Origin of the sequence: Micromonospora sp. NBC_01655 (assembly GCF_026339755.1) — a bacterium.
GTDB lineage: Bacteria > Actinomycetota > Actinomycetes > Mycobacteriales > Micromonosporaceae > Micromonospora.
Genome location: NZ_JAPEQF010000001.1, coordinates 3,122,258 through 3,138,251, shown reverse-complemented (window position 1 = coordinate 3,138,251; position 15,994 = coordinate 3,122,258). Strand labels below are relative to the sequence as shown.

Below are 15,994 nucleotides of genomic sequence, written 5' to 3'. Positions count from 1 at the left end.
GGTGCGATTCGGTAGGTCAGGGTTGGCGCGGCGCGGCGCGGGTCAGGAAGGTTCCCCGGCCGGGGGTGGCGTGCCGGAGGCCGTCCGCGTCGACCAGGTGCTCGCCGCGGGAGAAGACGTGCACCGGTTTGCCGGTCACCCGCATGCCCTCGTAGATGTTGTAGTCGGTACGCATGTGCGAGCCCGCCGCCGTGATCACGTGGTCGGCTGCCGGATCCCAGATCACCAGGTCGGCGTCTGCCCCGACGGCGACGATCCCCTTCTGCGGGAAGAGGCCGAACAGCTTGGCCGGCCGGGTGGCGACCAGGTCCACGAAGCGGCACGGGTCGATCAGTCCGCCGGCCACCCCGGCCTGCCAGAGGACCATCAGCCGGTCCTCGATGCCCGGGACGCCGTTGGGCACCTTCGGGAAGTAGCCGGGGCTGCGCATCTTCTGCGGCGGCAGGTCGTCGGGCTGGTGCAGGCAGAAGCCGGCGTGGTCGGTGGCGACGGTGGAGAGGGCACCGGTGGCGAGCATCCGCCACAGGCCGTCCTGGTTGCTGCGTTCCCGGATCGGCGGGGAGCAGATGTACGCGGCGGCCCGCTCGCCGAGGTCGGCGTAGTCCTCGTAGGCCACGACCAGGTACTGGGGGCAGGTCTCGCCCCACACCTGCGACCCGGCGGAGCGGGCCCGGCTGATCTCGTCGGCCGCCGCCGTGCTGGAGACGTGCACCACGTACAGCGGTATGCCGATGGTGTCGGCGAGCACGACGGCCCGGTGCACCGCCTCGGCCTCGGAGTCGTGCCCGTGTGCCCGTAGGTGGAAGCTCTCGGCGGTCCGGCCGCTGTCCACCAGGCGCCGGACCTCGCGGGCGACCATGTGTCCGTTCTCGGCGTGCACCATCGGCAGTACGCCGAGCTCGCGCGCCAGCTCGAAGCCGTCGAGCAGTTCGTCGTCCTCGACCATCTGGCCCGGGTAGGCCATGAAGAACTTCCAGCTGGTGGCGCCCTCGCCGACCAGCCGGCGCAGGTCGTCGAGGACGTCCGGCTGGGCGGCACGGGGCGGCACGATGGCGTGCAGGCCCACGTCGATCACGGCCTTGGCCGCCGCCGCGTCCCGCCGCCGCAGGTAGGTGTCGTACAGCGACCGGTCCGGCTCCTTCTTGACGAAGTCGAGGACGGTGGTCGTGCCGCCGTACACGGCCGCGACGGTCCCGGTGTGGAAGTCGTCGGCGGTGTGGGTGCTGAACCCGTCGACCGGGTACTCCAGGTGGGTGTGCGCGTCGATGCCGCCGGGCATGACCAGCTTCCCGGTCGCGTCGACGACGTGGTCGGCGGTCCACTCCGGCCCGGCACCGAGGGCGACGATCCGGCCGTCCCGCACCAGCACGTCGGCGCGGACCGCCGCATCGGCGTTGACGACCGTGCCGTTGGTGATCAGCGTCGTCGGCATGCCTACCTCTCCTTCCGTGGTGGGTTCCCACCCGTCGCGCCGTTGGTCAGCCCTGGTAGTGCTCGTCGGCGAGGGACAGCACCTCGTCGAGGACACCGAGCCCGAGATCGATCTCCTCGGCGTTGATCACCAGTGGCGGGGTCAGCCGCAGGACGTTGAAGTTGGCGGTCAGGTAGACGCCCTGCTGCATCGCGGCCTTGAGCAGCCGGCTGACCGGGGCCGCCGCCGGACCCTTGGCGTTGAACGGGACGAGCGGCTCCCGGGTGTCGCGGTTGCGTACCAGCTCGACGCCGTAGAACAGCCCCCGGCCCCGGATGTCGCCGATGCTCGGGTGGCACTCCGCCAGCCTGGCCAGGCCGGCACCGAGCCGCTGCCCCATCGCCCGCGCGTTCTCCACCACGCCCTCGTCCTGCATGATCCGCAGGGACGCCACGCCGGAGGCGCAGGCGAGCGGGTGCCCGGCGTAGGTCAGTCCGCCCCAGAACATGTGGTCCCGCAACCAGTCGGAGATCCGGGCGGAGACCGTCATCGCCCCGAGGGGGACGTAGCCGGAGTTCAGTCCCTTCGCGGTGGTGAGAATGTCCGGCACGACGTCCCAGTGGTCGCAGGCGAACCACTCACCGGTACGGCCGAAGCCCGCCATCACCTCGTCGAAGATGAGCAGGATGCCGTACCGGTCGCAGACCTCCCGCAGCGACCGCAGGTACCCGTCCGGCGGGTAGAGCAGCCCGTTCGTGCCGGTGACCGGCTCGACGATCACCGCGGCGACGGTCTCCGGGTTCTCGTACTGGAGGATCTCCTCCAGGTGCGGGCCGCCGGAGCAGACCGGGCACGGGTCGGGGTGCCCGGCCGGGCACCGGTAGGTATAGGGGTCGAGCATCCGCACCACGCCGGTCATCCCCGGCTCCGCCGCCCACCGGCGCGGGTCGCCGGTGAGCGACATCGCGCCCGCCGTGGCGCCGTGGTACGAGCGGTAGCGGGCGATGATCTTCTGCCGGCCGGTGACGTGCCGGGCCAGCCGGACGGCGTTCTCGTTGGCCGCCGCCCCGCCGGTGGTGAAGAAGCTCATCTTCAGGTCACCGGGGGTGAGCCCGGCCAGCAGCTCGGCCAGCTCGGCCCGGGAACGCTCGGCGAAGCCGGGCCCGATGTAGCAGAGCTGCTCGGCCTGGGCGCGGATCGCATCGACCAGTCGGGGGTGCTGGTGACCCAGGTTCAGGTTGACCAGTTGCGACTGGAAGTCGAGGTACCGGCGGCCGTCGTAGTCCCAGAACCAGGAACCGGATCCGCCGGCCACGGGGATGGGGTCGAGCGCGCCCTGCACCGACCAGGAGTGGATGACGTACTCCTTGTCGATCTCCTTGAGCCGCTGGCTGGTCCAGGTGGTGGTGTCGGTGATGGTCATCGGCTGGCTCCGTCCCGTCGAGCGCTGGGGTCAGTTGCTCTTCAGCTCGGCGCCGAAGGCGGCGAGGCGGGCCAGCGGGCGTCCGGCGTTCGACGCGGCGCAGACCACGAGGATCTCCCGGGGCCGGGGTACGTCGGCCACCTGGAGGGTCACCGTCTGGTGGTGCGAGCGGGTCTTGGCGTCCAGCTTGTGCTTGAGCGGGATGTCGATGGGGCTGCCGGGCAGGCCGACCTTCTCGGCGGCGGGCAGCAGTTCGGTGCCGCCGGCCGCGCCGCGGAAGACGTTGCCGAAGCGGAGGTTGTGGATCAGCGCCGAGCCGTGCTCGACCTCGCCGTCGATACCGACGAGCGCCGCCTTGCCGAACGCCTCGACCTCCTCGCCAAGCAGTTCCACGCAGGCGGGGCCGACCAGGTTGCCGATCTCCTCGCCGATCTCGTCGGCCAGGGTGACCAGGTCCTGGACGTACTCGCTGGGGTAGGGATTCTCGATGACCACGCCAGCGAAGGCGACCCGGTGCACCGGCTGCACCGGCCTGCCGTTCTCCAGCCGCGTCTCTTCGAGGTGACGGATCAGCTTGCGAACCCGGATGCTCACGATCACTCCTTAGTGGTTCATTGAATGAACCATCGGTTCATATCTTGGCTCTACGGCAATAGCGAGTCAATAGCCTTCGAGAACGGATCCCGGTGCTCGGGACACCGGCGTGCCGCCGACCCCGCAGGTCACAAGGGACGGCGGGACCGGTTCAGCTCATCGCCCGTAGAGGTCGGTCCGCCGATCGGCCAACGGCTGGTTGAACGGATTGTGCAACCGTTCGGCCCGCGAGCCGATCAGGTCCACCTCGGCCAGCACGAGTTCCTCCCGGTCCGGGCTCGCCGGGCCGGCGATCGGCCAACCGTCGGGTCCGACGAGGACGGACCGGCCGACGAACGCCTGCCCCCGCTCGACTCCGATCCGGCTGACCCCGGCGACGTAGCACTGGTTGGAGTGCGCCCCGGTCATGCACATGAGGTTCGCCATCGCCGGGACGGCCTCGGGCTGCCCGGGCACCGGCACCCAGTTCGAGGGCAACACCACCAGGTCGGCGCCCTGCAACGCCGCGCTGCGGAACGTCTCCGGGAACCACGCGTCGTAGCAGATCCCGATCCCGATCCGACCCAGCGGCGTGTCGAAGACCGGGAAGCCGTCACTGTTGCGGTCGTAGATCTCCTTCTCGTCGTTCCACAGATGGGCCTTGCGGAAGGTTCCGACGTGGCCGGTGGGGCCGAGCAGCACCGCCGCGTTGTAGACCCGGTCCCCGTCCCGCTCGGTCACCCCACCCACGATCCACACGTCCAGCTCGGCGGCGAGCCGCGCCCAGGCGGCGACCGTGGGACCGTCGGGCACCGGCTGCGCGTGCCGCGCGGCTTCCGTCCGATCGGCGAAGACGTACCCCGCCGAGGCCGCCTCGGGCAGCACCACGAGTCGGGCCCCGCGGTCCGCCGCCTCCCGGATCCAGAACGACGTCCTGGCGATGTTCGCCGGGATGTCGCCGAAGACCGGCTCCAGTTGGACCCCGGCGAGCAGGAACCCGGTCACCACGACGCCCGCAGCGCCGCGTACTTGATGTTCAGGTACTCGTCGATGCCGACCTTCCCGCCTTCGCGCCCGAGACCGGACTGCTTGACACCGCCGAAGGGCGCCGCCGGGTTGGAGATGACGCCCTGGTTGAGCCCCACCATCCCGCTCTCCAGCCGCTCGGTCACCCGCAGGCCACGGCCGAAGTTCTCGGTGAAGACGTAGGCGGCCAGGCCGTACTCCGAGGCGTTGGCCATGCCGAGCGCCTCGTCCTCGTCGTCGAAGGCCACGACCGGGGCGACCGGGCCGAAGATCTCCTCCCGGACGCACCGGGCGCCGTCGGGCACCCCGGACAGCACGGTCGGCGCGAAGAAGTGGCCCTCCCCCGCGATCGGCCCGCCGCCGGTGACGACCCCCGCGCCCGCCTGCGTCGCGTCGGCGACCAACTCGGCGACCGACGCCACCGCGGCCCGGTCGATGAGCGGCCCCACGTCGGTCGACGGGTCCAGCCCGTGCCCGACGCGCAGCCCACCGAGGCGCTCGGCCAGCGCTTCGACGAACCGCGGCGCCACCGACCGCTGCACGTAGAAACGGTTCGCGGCGGTGCACGCCTCACCGACGTTGCGCATCTTCGCCTGGACGGCCCCCTCGACCGCCAAGTCGAGGTCGGCGTCGTCGAAGACGATGAACGGCGCGTTCCCGCCCAGCTCCATCGACGTACGCAGCACCCGCTCGGCGGACTGGGCGAGCAGGGTCCGGCCGACCGCGGTCGAACCGGTGAACGACAGCTTGCGCAGCCGCTCGTCGGTGAGCAGAGCCGAGGTGACCCGGCCGGCCTGCGAGGTGGTGAGCACGTTGACCACGCCACGCGGCAGACCGGCCTGCTCCAGGATCTCGACCAGCGCCAGCATCGACAGTGGAGTCTGCTTGGCCGGCTTGACCACGACGGTGCAGCCGGCCGCCAGGGCGGGACCGATCTTGCGGGTGCCCATCGCCATCGGGAAGTTCCACGGGGTCACCAGCAGGCAGGGTCCGACCGGCTGCCGCATGACCACGACACGGGAGTTTCCGGCCGGTGCGGTGAGATAGCCGCCGTCGATCCGGACGGCCTCCTCGGCGAACCAGCGGAGAAACTCCGCGGCGTAGCTGACCTCGGCCTGCGACTCGGCGAACGCCTTGCCCATCTCCAGGGTCATCATCCGGGCCAGATCGTCCCGGCGCTCGATGATCAGGTCGAACGCGCGACGCAGCACCTCCCCCCGTTCCCGGGGCGGGGTGGCAGCCCAGCCGGACTGGGCCCGGGTGGCGGCGGCCAGGGCGTCCAGCCCGTCGGCGATCGAGGCGTCCGCCACCTCGGCGATCGTCGCCCCCGTGGCCGGGTCCTCCACGGCGAGGACGACACCGTCCCGGCCCGCGCGCCACTCACCGTCGACGTACAGGCCCTTGGGAGTCTTGTCGACCACGGTCATCGCCGCCGCCAACGCCTCGGCGGGTACGGCCATTGCTACCTCCTTCACCGCAGGCGTCGCCATGGGCGAGCCGGTACGGTCCGTGAGTGCCCTAGTGTCTGGCGAAGGCACTCGGAATATCGATGTCAGCATTGCTCAGCAGGTCGGTGAGCTGTCGGGCAGCCTTGATCACCGACTCCGCCATGGTGTCGATGCGGTCGCGGGTGATCCGGTAGGTGGGCCCGCCGATCCACACCGCGTACGGCGTGTTCGCGCGCAGCCGCACCGGTGCGGCGACCGACGCCGCACCGACCTCCAACTCGTCGTACGCGAAGGCGAACCCCCGGTTCCGCACCTCCTCCAGCGAGCCCATGAAGGACTCCAGGTCCCCCACCTCCGGCGGGGCGTGCTCGGCGAACTCCTCGGTGAAGTCGGCCCGCACCGATTCCGAGCTCAGCGCCGCCAGCAGCACCTTCCCGGTGGAGGTCGCCCACACCGGCTGGGTACGGGGTACCGGCTTGAGCGTCTGCCCGATCAGCGACGGCCCCGGCACCTGGGCGACGACCATCACCTTCGGCGGCAACAGCACGTCGAAGCCCGCGGTCTCCCTGGTCTCCTCGGCCAGGTTCCGCAGCACCTCCCGCATGTGGCCGTAGGCGCCACCACCGTCGAGCAGGCCGCCCACGATGGAGAGCAGTCCGAGCGACACCCGGTAGCGACGGGTCACCGGATCGAGGGTGAGCCAGCTCTCCCGCTCCAGCACGCTGAGCACTCGGTAGCAGGTGGCCTTGGGGATGCCCGCCTCCCGGGCCACCTCGCTGAGTCCGACCCCTTCGGGGTGCGCCGCCACGGCCCGCAGGAGCCAGATCGTGCGTCGCACCAGCCCCGCCTCACTGGGCGCCATCGCTACCTCCATCAATCGCCATCGGCCGTGAGATACGGCCCACATCTTGGCAGACGTCACTGGCTGCGGGCGGGTGCCGAACGGCGGGCGCCGCCCGGCACACGCCGCTCGCCTACTTCCCGCCTTCGGTGATCGTCACGGTCTGCGGTTTGTAGGAGTTGCCGTTGACGTCGAAGCCGTCGGCCTTGAGTCCGTCGTTCGCGCGCTGCGACAGATCGGTCCGGAAAGCGTCCTTGTCCGGCGCGGTTTTGAGGACGCCACCACCGATCGCGATCTTGATCGTCTGGTCCCAGGCCGCCTGGTCCATCATTCCCACGCCGTTGCTGGCCGGCCAGATCAGCTTGTTGATCTCGTTGAGCATCCAGGTCTGGTGCCCCTGCCCCAGCGCGCTGCCGTTGTCGAGCACGATGTCGACGCAGCCGGCCAGGTCGTCGCGGCAGAAACCCCAGCCGCGGTAGGTCGCCTTCAGGAACTTCACCGCCGTGTCCTGGTTGGCCTGCTCCCCCAGCCAGTCACCACGGGCGTAGATGCCGTCCTCCAGGCTGGTGTAGCCGGCGTCCTGGAGGCTGATCGCCGAGAAGTCCGACGGCTGGTAGAGCTTCCCGGTCGCCGGGTTCTTGGTCTCCAGCAGCTGGGCGTACTCGTTGTAGGTCTTGGCCTGGGCGGCGTCGATCTCCCGACGGAGCAGCAGCGACATGTCGAAGGGTTGCTGGATGATCTCGGCGTCGCGTTTCGGGTCGACGCCGGCGTCCTTCATCGCCGCGAACAGCACGAGTTCGTTGCCGTACCCCCAGCTCCCGACCTTCTTGCCCTTCAGGTCGGTCAGCGACTTGATGCCGGAGTCGGCCCAGGCGACCTGGAGGTACGCGCCCCGCTGGAACACCTGGCCGATGTTCACCAGGTTCGCGCCCTGCGCTCGGGTCACCATCGTCTTGGTGACGTGGCTGACCGCGAACTCGGCGTTGCCGGCGGAGAGCACCTGCTGGGGGACGATGTTGACGCCACCCTCCTGGATCGTGACGTCGAGACACTCCTCGGCGTAGTAACCCTTCTCCCTGGCCGCGTAGTAGCCGGCGAACTGGGCCTGGGCGACCCACTGGAGCACCACCCGGACCTTGGTCGTCGACTCGCAGTTCTTGGCAGCCTCGGCTGCGGACTCGCTCGGGGTGTCGGACATGCCACCGCAGGCCGAGGTGGCGAGCAGGGCGGCGGTGAGGGCGGCGGCGATTGTGGTGGGGCGGCTCCTCCGCGAGGTCCGCCATAGTTGCAGGGCCATTCTGACTCCAAAAGATCGTGGTGGCCCGTGGCTCACGAGTCGCTGTCGTGCAGGGACTCGTGCCAGGGCATCAGGAGGCGTTCCAACAGAGACGTGACACCGAACAGCAGCAGGCCGAGCGCGCTGGCCACGGCGATCCCCGCCCAGGCGAACTCGAAGCGGGGCAGGGCCGCCTGATAGGCGATGTACACCCCGAGCGCGTTGCTCGGTCCACCGAAGTACTCGGTCACGATCACGCCGATCACGGCGAGCGTGCTGCCGAGCTTGAGCGCGTTGAACAGGTACGGCAACGCGTTGGGCAACCGCAGCATGAGCGCCACCTGTCGAGGTTGCGCCGCGAGCGATTGCATGATCTCCAGGTGTAGGGATGAGACCTGGAGAAGTCCCCTGGTGGTGTTGACCAGGACCGGGAAGAAGACCATCACCGCGGCCACGCCTGCCTTGGACATCAGGTTGGTGACCCCGAACCAGTTGTTGAAGATCGGCGCGAGGGCCACGATCGGGGCACAGTTGATGACCACGGCCGCGGTCAGCACCGGACCGGACACGCCCGGGAACCGGCTGAGCGCCAACGCCACCGCGACCCCCGCCACCGCGCCGAGGACCAGGCCGAGGAGCACCTCCTGCACGGTGACCACCGACGCCGACATGATCGTGCCGAACTCGGCCCGAAACGCCGACGAGATGCCGGTCGGTGCCGGCACGATGAACGACGGAACGTCGAAGACGGTCACCACAAGCTGCCACGAGCCGAGGATCACCAGCGCGGTGAGGACGACCGGGAGGAACCGGCCCACCGCCGTCCGGACTCCGGCACCGGGCGAGGTGCCCCGCGCGAGCTGCGTCGTACTCATCGCGCCGCCTGCTCGGCCGGGACGCCGTGCAGCACCGTACGCACCTCGGTGACCTTGGCGAAGAACGCGTCGGTGGTCCGGGTCGCCGCCGTGCGCGGGTACGGCAGGTCGACGTCGATGCTGGCGGCGATGCGTCCGGGACGCGCGGACATCACGACGATCCGCGACGACAGGAACACCGCCTCGGAGATGCTGTGGGTGACGAAGACGACGGTGGTCCGGGTATCCGACCAGATCCGCAGCAGCTCGCCCTGCAACCGCTCGCGGTTCATCTCGTCGAGCGCACCCAGCGGCTCGTCCATGAAAAGGATCTCCGGGTCCGCCGACAGCGCGCGGGCGATCGCCACCCGCTGCTGCATGCCACCGGAGAGCTGCCAGGGAAAGTGCCGGGCGAAGTCGGAGAGCCGGACCAGGTCCAGCATCTCGTGGGCCTTGGCCCGCCGGGTCTGCTTGTCCACCCCGGCCACCTGCAACGGCAGCTCGACGTTGCGCTGCACGGTACGCCACTCGAAGAGGCCGGCCTGCTGGAAGACCATGCCGTAGTCCCGGTCCGTCCGGGCCGCGCCCGGCGTCTTGCCGTTCAGTGACACCGTGCCGTCGGTCGGCTCGGTCAGGTCCGCCAAGATCCGCAACAGGGTGCTCTTGCCGCAGCCACTCGGGCCCAACAGGGAAACGAACTCGCCCCGCCTGATCGACAGGTCGATGTCCTCGAGCGCGGTCACCGTACGGTTCCCGCCGGTGAACTGCTTGGTGACGCCTCGCACGGAAATGATCGCGGCCTCAGACATCAGCATCTCTCCAGGTGTTGTTGAGACGGAAGGGATGTTCACCGGGTGTGCCGGTGCCGGAGCGCCACGCGCTCGATGAGTGCCAGGGACTGCACGAAGACGATGCCGGCCGCCGCCGCGACCAGGACGGCCGCGTACAACTTCTCCGGCCCGTTGGAGTAGTAGTAGGCGAAGGTGAGGATCGCCCGGCCGATGCCCCGGCCGGTGCCCGCGGACAGCTCGCCCACGATCGCGCCCACCACGCTCGCGGTGGCCGCGAGCCGGAGCCCGGCGAACACGAAGGGCAGCGCCGCCGGGATCCGCAGCCACCCCAGGACCTGCCAGCGGCCCGCGCCCACGCTGCGCATGAACTCCAGTTGGACCTTCGGCGGTGACTTCAGGCCCCGCAGGGTGTTGATGGTGACCGGGAAGAACGCGAGGTAGGCGGCGATACCGGTCACCGCCACCCAGGGTGGTGCGCCGGCCTTCCCACCCCAGATCACGATCATCGGCGCGATCGCCACCAGGGGAACCGTCTGCGACGCCACCAGCCAGGGCATCAACCCCTTGCTGAGCGGCACCACGTGAAGGAAGAGGACCGCCAGCAGCAGGCCGAGCGACGAGCCCGCCACCAGACCGTAGAACGCCTCGCGGAGCGTCACGCCGGTCTCGCCGAGGAGATAGCTGCCCAGCACCATCGGGTCGCCCCGCCGGGCCGGCTCGACCAGGGCGCCGAGGATCGACCAGACGTGCGGCATCGAGAGATCGTCGGTGGCGACCGGGAAGGCGATCTTGGTGCCGGGCACGACATCGTCGACGGCGCGGCCCAGCGCCTTGTAGCCCTCCCACAGGCCGGCGAGCACCGCCACGACCAGTGCGGCCCCGGCGGCGTTGTGCACACGTTTCCTCGTGGCGGACAGGCGCTCGGATCGGCGCGGTGTTGCCCGGTCCGCCTGCCCGGCCGGTCCGCCCTCGGCGGCCACCGAGGTGGTGGCGGTTCTTGTCGCGGTCATGCAGGCACTCTCCGAATCCCTCGGAAGCGTCGTCTGGCGTGAGATCCGTCGGCCGAACCCCGGCGCATCGGATCACTGAGTGAACTGGTGGTTCACCATAGGAGCGTGACCGAGGCCACGTCAACGGTTGCCCACGACCTGAATCACGATCTAGGAGACGGTCGCCGACGCGACCCACCTGCGGATACCCCGATCCAGGTCAAGACAGCCGACTCCACCGCCAACCGGAAGCGCCGCCACGACCCGGTGCTCCGGCGGCCAGGACCCATTCGTCGCCGAGTGTGCCGATGGTCGGGTCGTCGCGGTCGGAGCGCAGTACGAGCCGCAGCAGCCCGTGTCGGCGTGGTGGCCGACGATCACGGCGCCGTCGGTGAGCCGGGCGCCGACGAACCTGGCCAGCAGGTCCGGGTGGCGTGCCGGGCCACCCGGACCTGCCCGCGCGGTCACCTCAACCTGATCTGCGGCAGCCACCTCGACGCCGACCTGCGCAAACCGGGCGGACCGGTTGGTCTGCCGCCAGAGGCGGAAAGTGCTCACGCCTCCGATCGTTTGCAGCACTCGGACGCGGGACCCAGCATCAGATCCGTCCGGTCGGACAGCCCAGGGCGCACTTGCCGCCGCAGATGAGGACGTTCGAGCGAGTGACGCCAGGCACAGTCACCATGATGCACACTTGCCACCTGAATGGATGGCGCTGGGATGTGCCGCCCGCTGGCTACAGTGGCTGACTGGAATCTGCGTCACGAAGGGGAGACTGTGGAGGCACGCATCGTGATCGTCGGCTCGGATACCGACCGAGTCGCGCTGTGGGACTGGCTCAGTGGCGACCGCGACCTGCGGGGGCTGGTCCGGCGGGACACCGTCCCGAGAGCCGGCGAGATGGGCGGTGAGATCGAATACGTGGTCAGCGCCGTCATCGGCGCCGGTGCGGTGTGGGCCGCCCTGGCTAAGACGCTGTCCATCTGGCTCATGCAGCGGCGCTCCGATGTGACCATCACGATTACCGGCCCGGGCGGCCGCAAGACACATGTCTCCACGAAGCGCACCAAGGATCCCGAGGCGGTCATCCGAGAGGTGCTCGACGCGACCACCGAGCAACAGTGATCCGCCTCCCGGATCCGGCTCGCTCCTATGCCATCCTGGTCGGTGTCTGGTCCTACGATGCGGACGCCGTCTTGGACCTGCCCGCCGTCGAGAACAATCTCGCCACGTTACGGGCGGTCCTCACCGACTCCGACGGGACTGCACTGCCCCCAGAACGCTGCATCGTCATTCGCAACCCGCGCGACGCGCGAACGGTGTTCCGGCAGCTGAAGAAGTACGCTACTTCCGCCGAGGACACTCTGCTGTTCTACTTCGCCGGCCACGGCTTCACCGGCGACCGCAACGAGCTGTACCTGAGCTTGGCCGAGACGCATCCGGACGAGTTGCCGGTCAGCGCCATCGCATATGACGTGGTCCGCCAACTGGTCAAGGAGAGCCCGGCTCGGAACCGGATCGTCGTGCTGGACACCTGTTTCTCTGGGCTGGCCGTGCAGGACATGGCGGGCGGCACGACAGCTGCGGTGCTCGGCCAGGTCGGCATCGAAGGCACCTACATCCTCACCGCCACCGAGCGCAATGCCCCGGCTCTCGCCCCTGCTGGTGCCAGATATACGGCGTTCACCGGTGAGCTGCTCCGTCTGCTCGTCGGCGGTGTGCCCGACGGCCCGAACCTGCTCACGTTTAGCGAGATCTATCGGCACCTGTATGCCAGCATGGTCGCCAGGGGTCTGCCGGTCCCAGGCCAGCGGGGAACCGGCACGATCGACCAGCTGGCTCTCACCCGCAACGGATGGCAGCACCGGGCCGAAACGAGGCAAGCCCAGCAGAGGCGGACCGAACCGCACCGGGCAGGCGCGGGCGGACTGCAGATTCGCCGGGTGGTCTTCGACGGCATTGTGGCGCACTGTCTCGCGGTCCATCCGATGACTGCATGCGGGCTGGTCGCCGGCCCGATGGGGTCGGACAGAGCGGAGCGGTTCATCCCCATGTGGAACGCCTCGGCGTCCGAAACCTTCTATGAGTTTGATGGGGCACAGCAGCTGGCCGTCTGGCGGGAGATGGAAAACAACAACGAGGACGCGGTGGCGATTTACTACTCGCATACCGCCACCAAGGCGTATCCGGCCCGGACGACCACCGCGTTCGCCTTGGCCGACGCCCACTACATCATCGTGTCGACCCGCGATCCTGACGCCGTCGAGTTCCGCTCATTCCGGATCAGGGACGGCGTCGTAACCGAGGAGTCAGTCGACGTCATCTGATTTCACCTGGGTGGAGGCAGCCAACTGCTGCCCGATCGGTGCGGCGTGCAGCATCCGCTGCTGGCGCGGGCGGATGACGGCGGCTCCGCTGCCCTCAGCGCCGGGCGCCGCCCGGTCGGCCTCGGCCGGTCCCGGAGGCCCGGTGACCGACGCGCGGAGCCTGTACCACCGAGGAGTTGCCCGCCCCGGGCCGGAAGTCCCGCGCCGCGCCAGCAACCATCTCGTCGGGATCGCGACCGAGCGCCTGCCGGATGTGCGGCGGGACCACGTCCGACGTCGCCATCGCCATCCGCACCTGCACCGAGCGGTCGTCAACCAGGCGTCGCAGATCCGCCTCGGTCAACTCGACCGCGAGCACCAGCGCGACGCGGACGTCCACCACTGGATCCTGGGCAAGTGCGCTGCGCTGGGCGGTGGTGGTCCGCGGGTTGCGGGCGAGCCCCTTGCGCACGCGCACGGTGCGATCGGCCATCAGAGCGGCGATCACATCGGGGTCGTGGGTGTGGGTGGCGAGTCGTTCCCGCACCTCGGGTGAGACGTCGTCGACCAGCCGCGCGGCCAGTTCGGGCGCCAGTTCGCGCGACTCCGCGAGGAGACCGCGAAGCTCCTTGTCGGGAGCCTCCGCCATCACCCGGCGAACCGACTCGTCGCAGGCCGGGTTGCCGGCGACCGCCCAGCGGACCCACCGGTCGGCGTCCTTGACGAGTCGCAGGAGATTGGCGATCGAGGTCGAGGGGTTTCTCGCCACGGCCTCCCGGACAAGACGATCATGGTCCCGGGTCAGCGGCCGCAGTGCCTGCGCGGGCGCGTCGATGCGGCTCGCGACCGCCTTACGGACCAAGGGCGACGGGTCGGACGCCAGGTCGATGAGGGTCAACTGTGGCGTTGTGGGGTCCTGCGCGAGGGCGAGCCGCACGTCGACACTGCCACCCGTCGCACCGTCCGCGGCGGCACCTGACCCACTGCGACGGTTGGGCCCGCCGACGTCCTGCTGGTTCCCCATGGGCGCCATCATCTCACGGGCCGACCGGGGAACCGCGAGCCCTCGCCAGCGCACTGGTGGTGGCCGAAGCGCCACTTCCGCGGATCCCCGGCAGGTCGACACCGACAGGCGGCTCCCGCAGAGAATGCCGTCCACGGCACCGTGTCGTCGTCCACCAGGTATCCCACGGGCGCGCCGGCACGCCAGTTGCGGATCCCAGGCCGAGGATGGCAGTGGCAGTGGAACTCGGGCCTGGCCCGCGCCCTCGCGAAGCTCACCCAGCTTGCCTGGAGTCAACGGCTGGCGCGCGGCGCCCCCGGTCAGTCCGCAGCGGGCGGTTCGTCGCCGACCGCGAGGGCGCGCAGCGGAACGGGCTTGACCGGCGCCTGCGCGGTGAACGCCCCGACCTGCTCCGGCCCCCGGCCGGTCAGCGTGGAGATGAGCTGGCAGAGGCCCGGCTGGCAGGACCGCCCCTGGCACAGGCCCATCCCGGCGCGGGTCACCAGCTTCACCGCGTTCGCGGTGCCGAGGTGCGGATTGGCGCGCAGCGCGCGGCGCACGTCGCCGGCCCGCACCTCCTCGCACCGGCAGAGCACGGTGTCGTCGGTGACCAGGCTGCCCAGGGCCGCCCGGTCCGGCGCGAACCGGTCGAGCACCTGCGTGATGAAACGTCGTCGGCGGCGCAGCTCCCGGCGGACCGGGCGGGCCAGCGTGACGGCCCGGTGCTCGTCGAGCAGCCCCAGGTCGCGCAGCACGCCGAGGGCGGCGAGCCGGCCCTCGACCTCCGCCTGCTCGGCACCCGCGACGCCGGTCAGCTCGCCGGCCACCGCGATCTGAGGCACCGAGGTCCGCAGCCACTCGTCGTGCCGGACCACCCAGCCGCCCGCGGGGGAATCCCAGGTCACCGCGCAACCGGCCTGCCGGGCCAGCTCGACGGAGGGGACGAAGCCGTACCCCAGCGCCAGCACGTCGCAGGGCACGTCCCGGTCGGTCCCGGGCGCCGGCAGCCCGGTGGGGCCGACCTCGGCGAGGGTCACCGTGGTCAGGTCAGGGTCGCCGGCGGCGCGGCGGACCACCGTGCCGAACCGGACCGGCACGCCCGCCCGTCGCAGGACGCGCAGCGCGCCGACGCCCTCGGCGATCTTGCCTCCCGCGCCCGCCGCGGCGGCCAGCCCGGCCGGTCCGGGCAGCAGGTCGCGGCGGCGTTGGATCAGCGCGACCTCGACCACCCGGGCGCCGGCCCGGACCAGTTGGGCGGCCACCACCAGCAGCAGCGGGTGCCCCCCGGCCAGCACGAACCGGCCGCCCGGCAGCAGGCCCTGCGCCTTGACGAACGTCTGCACCCCGCCCGCGGTGAGCACTCCCGGCAGGGTCCAGCCCGGAAACGGCACCGGCAGGTCGTACGCGCCGGCGGTGAGCAGCACCGCCCGGGGTTCGAGCAGGCGAACACCGACCGGACCGTGCGTGGCGACCCGGTAGCGGCCCGGCGGGGGCTGGTCGCCCGCGTACCCGTCGAGGCCGGCCCGGGTGCCGAGGACGCCCCACACCGTGGTGTCGGCGAGCCAGCGGACGCCGGGAGCGGCGGTGGCCTCGGCCAGCAGCGCCCGACCGGCGGGGGACGATCCGGCCGGCGGGGTGAACCCGGCCGGCGGCTGGCGGTAGATCTGCCCGCCCGGCTGCTCCTGCTCGTCGACGACGGTGACGGCGGCGCCATGCCGGCCGAGGGTGGCGGCGGCGGCCAGCCCGGCCGGGCCAGCGCCGACCACCACCACGTCGGGCGCGCTCACCGGGGCACCGCCGTGCGGACCCGCAGGTCGGCCCGTACCCGGATCAGGCAGGAGCGCTGGCAGGGCACGTCGTCCACCGTGACGACGCACTCGAAGCAGATCCCCATGTTGCAGTAGGGCGCCCGGCGGGCGCCGCCGCGGGTGGTGCCGACGGCCCGTTCACCAGCGGCGAGCAGCGCGGTGGCCAGCGACTCGCCCGGGTGGGCGGGAACGGTCCGCCCGTCCACCTCGATGGTGACCGGCTCGGGTCGGTCCATCGGGGTGCG

General features: G+C 70.7%; 16 protein-coding genes. 2 read left to right on the top strand and 14 right to left on the bottom strand.

Translation table 11 applies throughout. The features are described 5' to 3' along the window. Window positions 1-16: 16 nt before the first annotated feature. The 11 genes from hydA to OOK41_RS14750 all read right to left on the bottom strand — a co-directional run bounded on the left by hydA (window position 17) and on the right by OOK41_RS14750 (window position 11,190). Window positions 17-1,432: a dihydropyrimidinase gene (gene hydA, locus OOK41_RS14800; protein WP_117670054.1), complete on the bottom strand. Its 1,416-nt coding sequence runs from the start codon at window positions 1,430-1,432 to the stop codon at window positions 17-19. A gap of 46 nt (window positions 1,433-1,478) precedes the next feature. Continuing rightward, the gene (locus OOK41_RS14795) at window positions 1,479-2,834 is read right to left on the bottom strand and encodes an aminotransferase class III-fold pyridoxal phosphate-dependent enzyme (RefSeq protein ID WP_266265427.1); all 1,356 of its coding nucleotides are present in this window, start codon (window positions 2,832-2,834) and stop codon (window positions 1,479-1,481) included. A 30-nt stretch (window positions 2,835-2,864) separates the two neighbouring features. Further along, a complete protein-coding gene (locus OOK41_RS14790) occupies window positions 2,865-3,428 on the bottom strand; it encodes an amino acid synthesis family protein (RefSeq protein ID WP_266265424.1) in 564 nt (187 codons plus the stop codon). A 156-nt stretch (window positions 3,429-3,584) separates the two neighbouring features. Next, on the bottom strand, window positions 3,585-4,415 hold the full coding sequence (locus OOK41_RS14785; protein ID WP_266265421.1) for a nitrilase family protein: 831 nt from the start codon (window positions 4,413-4,415) through the stop codon (window positions 3,585-3,587). Continuing rightward, entirely contained in the window at window positions 4,409-5,893 is a 1,485-nt protein-coding gene (locus OOK41_RS14780; RefSeq protein WP_266265419.1) for an NAD-dependent succinate-semialdehyde dehydrogenase, read from the bottom strand. The genes OOK41_RS14785 and OOK41_RS14780 overlap by 7 nt, the downstream gene beginning before the upstream one ends. Before the next feature lie 58 nt (window positions 5,894-5,951). Continuing rightward, window positions 5,952-6,743, bottom strand: a complete 792-nt coding sequence (locus OOK41_RS14775; protein ID WP_165878186.1) for an IclR family transcriptional regulator — start codon at window positions 6,741-6,743, stop codon at window positions 5,952-5,954. A 112-nt stretch (window positions 6,744-6,855) separates the two neighbouring features. Next, the gene (locus tag OOK41_RS14770; protein ID WP_266265416.1) at window positions 6,856-8,019 is read right to left on the bottom strand and encodes an ABC transporter substrate-binding protein; all 1,164 of its coding nucleotides are present in this window, start codon (window positions 8,017-8,019) and stop codon (window positions 6,856-6,858) included. A gap of 32 nt (window positions 8,020-8,051) precedes the next feature. After that, window positions 8,052-8,873, bottom strand: coding sequence for an ABC transporter permease (locus OOK41_RS14765; protein ID WP_117670044.1), 822 nt, complete (start codon window positions 8,871-8,873; stop codon window positions 8,052-8,054). After that, on the bottom strand, window positions 8,870-9,661 hold the full coding sequence (locus tag OOK41_RS14760) for an ABC transporter ATP-binding protein (RefSeq protein WP_207892820.1): 792 nt from the start codon (window positions 9,659-9,661) through the stop codon (window positions 8,870-8,872). The genes OOK41_RS14765 and OOK41_RS14760 overlap by 4 nt, the downstream gene beginning before the upstream one ends. Window positions 9,662-9,699: 38 nt before the next feature. Next, complete coding sequence (locus tag OOK41_RS14755) at window positions 9,700-10,653, bottom strand: ABC transporter permease (RefSeq protein WP_266265412.1); 954 nt, start codon at window positions 10,651-10,653, stop codon at window positions 9,700-9,702. Between the two features lie 150 nt (window positions 10,654-10,803). After that, the gene (locus OOK41_RS14750) at window positions 10,804-11,190 is read right to left on the bottom strand and encodes a hypothetical protein (protein WP_266265410.1); all 387 of its coding nucleotides are present in this window, start codon (window positions 11,188-11,190) and stop codon (window positions 10,804-10,806) included. A gap of 219 nt (window positions 11,191-11,409) precedes the next feature. Between OOK41_RS14750 and OOK41_RS14745 the strand changes: the two genes are divergently transcribed. Further along, window positions 11,410-11,757, top strand: coding sequence for a hypothetical protein (locus OOK41_RS14745; RefSeq protein ID WP_266265409.1), 348 nt, complete (start codon window positions 11,410-11,412; stop codon window positions 11,755-11,757). After that, complete coding sequence (locus tag OOK41_RS32070; protein ID WP_353962205.1) at window positions 11,754-12,959, top strand: Mov34/MPN/PAD-1 family protein; 1,206 nt, start codon at window positions 11,754-11,756, stop codon at window positions 12,957-12,959. Before OOK41_RS14745 ends, OOK41_RS32070 begins: the two co-directional genes overlap by 4 nt. Before the next feature lie 94 nt (window positions 12,960-13,053). Here OOK41_RS32070 and OOK41_RS14730 read toward each other — a convergent pair whose 3' ends face one another. From OOK41_RS14730 to OOK41_RS14720, 3 genes are all read right to left on the bottom strand, one after another. After that, window positions 13,054-13,875 carry a hypothetical protein gene (locus OOK41_RS14730; RefSeq protein WP_266265408.1) on the bottom strand — a complete coding sequence of 274 codons (822 nt, stop codon included), beginning with the start codon at window positions 13,873-13,875 and terminating at the stop codon, window positions 13,054-13,056. Window positions 13,876-14,261: 386 nt separating this feature from the next. Next, window positions 14,262-15,728: an NAD(P)/FAD-dependent oxidoreductase gene (locus tag OOK41_RS14725; RefSeq protein ID WP_266265407.1), complete on the bottom strand. Its 1,467-nt coding sequence runs from the start codon at window positions 15,726-15,728 to the stop codon at window positions 14,262-14,264. Then, on the bottom strand, window positions 15,725-15,985 hold the full coding sequence (locus OOK41_RS14720) for a (2Fe-2S)-binding protein (protein ID WP_266265406.1): 261 nt from the start codon (window positions 15,983-15,985) through the stop codon (window positions 15,725-15,727). Before OOK41_RS14720 ends, OOK41_RS14725 begins: the two co-directional genes overlap by 4 nt. Between the last annotated feature and the right edge of the window lie 9 nt (window positions 15,986-15,994).

Excerpts from the sequence above, each read along its gene's own strand:
- hydA (WP_117670054.1), bottom strand. The coding sequence starts at position 1,432 with ATGCCGACGACGCTGATCACCAACGGCACGGTCGTCAACGCCGATGCG.
- OOK41_RS14795 (WP_266265427.1), bottom strand. The coding sequence starts at position 2,834 with ATGACCATCACCGACACCACCACCTGGACCAGCCAGCGGCTCAAGGAG.
- OOK41_RS14780 (WP_266265419.1), bottom strand. The coding sequence starts at position 5,893 with ATGGCCGTACCCGCCGAGGCGTTGGCGGCGGCGATGACCGTGGTCGAC.
- OOK41_RS14775 (WP_165878186.1), bottom strand. The coding sequence starts at position 6,743 with ATGGCGCCCAGTGAGGCGGGGCTGGTGCGACGCACGATCTGGCTCCTG.
- OOK41_RS14770 (WP_266265416.1), bottom strand. The coding sequence starts at position 8,019 with ATGGCCCTGCAACTATGGCGGACCTCGCGGAGGAGCCGCCCCACCACA.
- OOK41_RS14765 (WP_117670044.1), bottom strand. The coding sequence starts at position 8,873 with ATGAGTACGACGCAGCTCGCGCGGGGCACCTCGCCCGGTGCCGGAGTC.
- OOK41_RS14760 (WP_207892820.1), bottom strand. The coding sequence starts at position 9,661 with ATGTCTGAGGCCGCGATCATTTCCGTGCGAGGCGTCACCAAGCAGTTC.
- OOK41_RS14755 (WP_266265412.1), bottom strand. The coding sequence starts at position 10,653 with ATGACCGCGACAAGAACCGCCACCACCTCGGTGGCCGCCGAGGGCGGA.
- OOK41_RS14720 (WP_266265406.1), bottom strand. The coding sequence starts at position 15,985 with ATGGACCGACCCGAGCCGGTCACCATCGAGGTGGACGGGCGGACCGTT.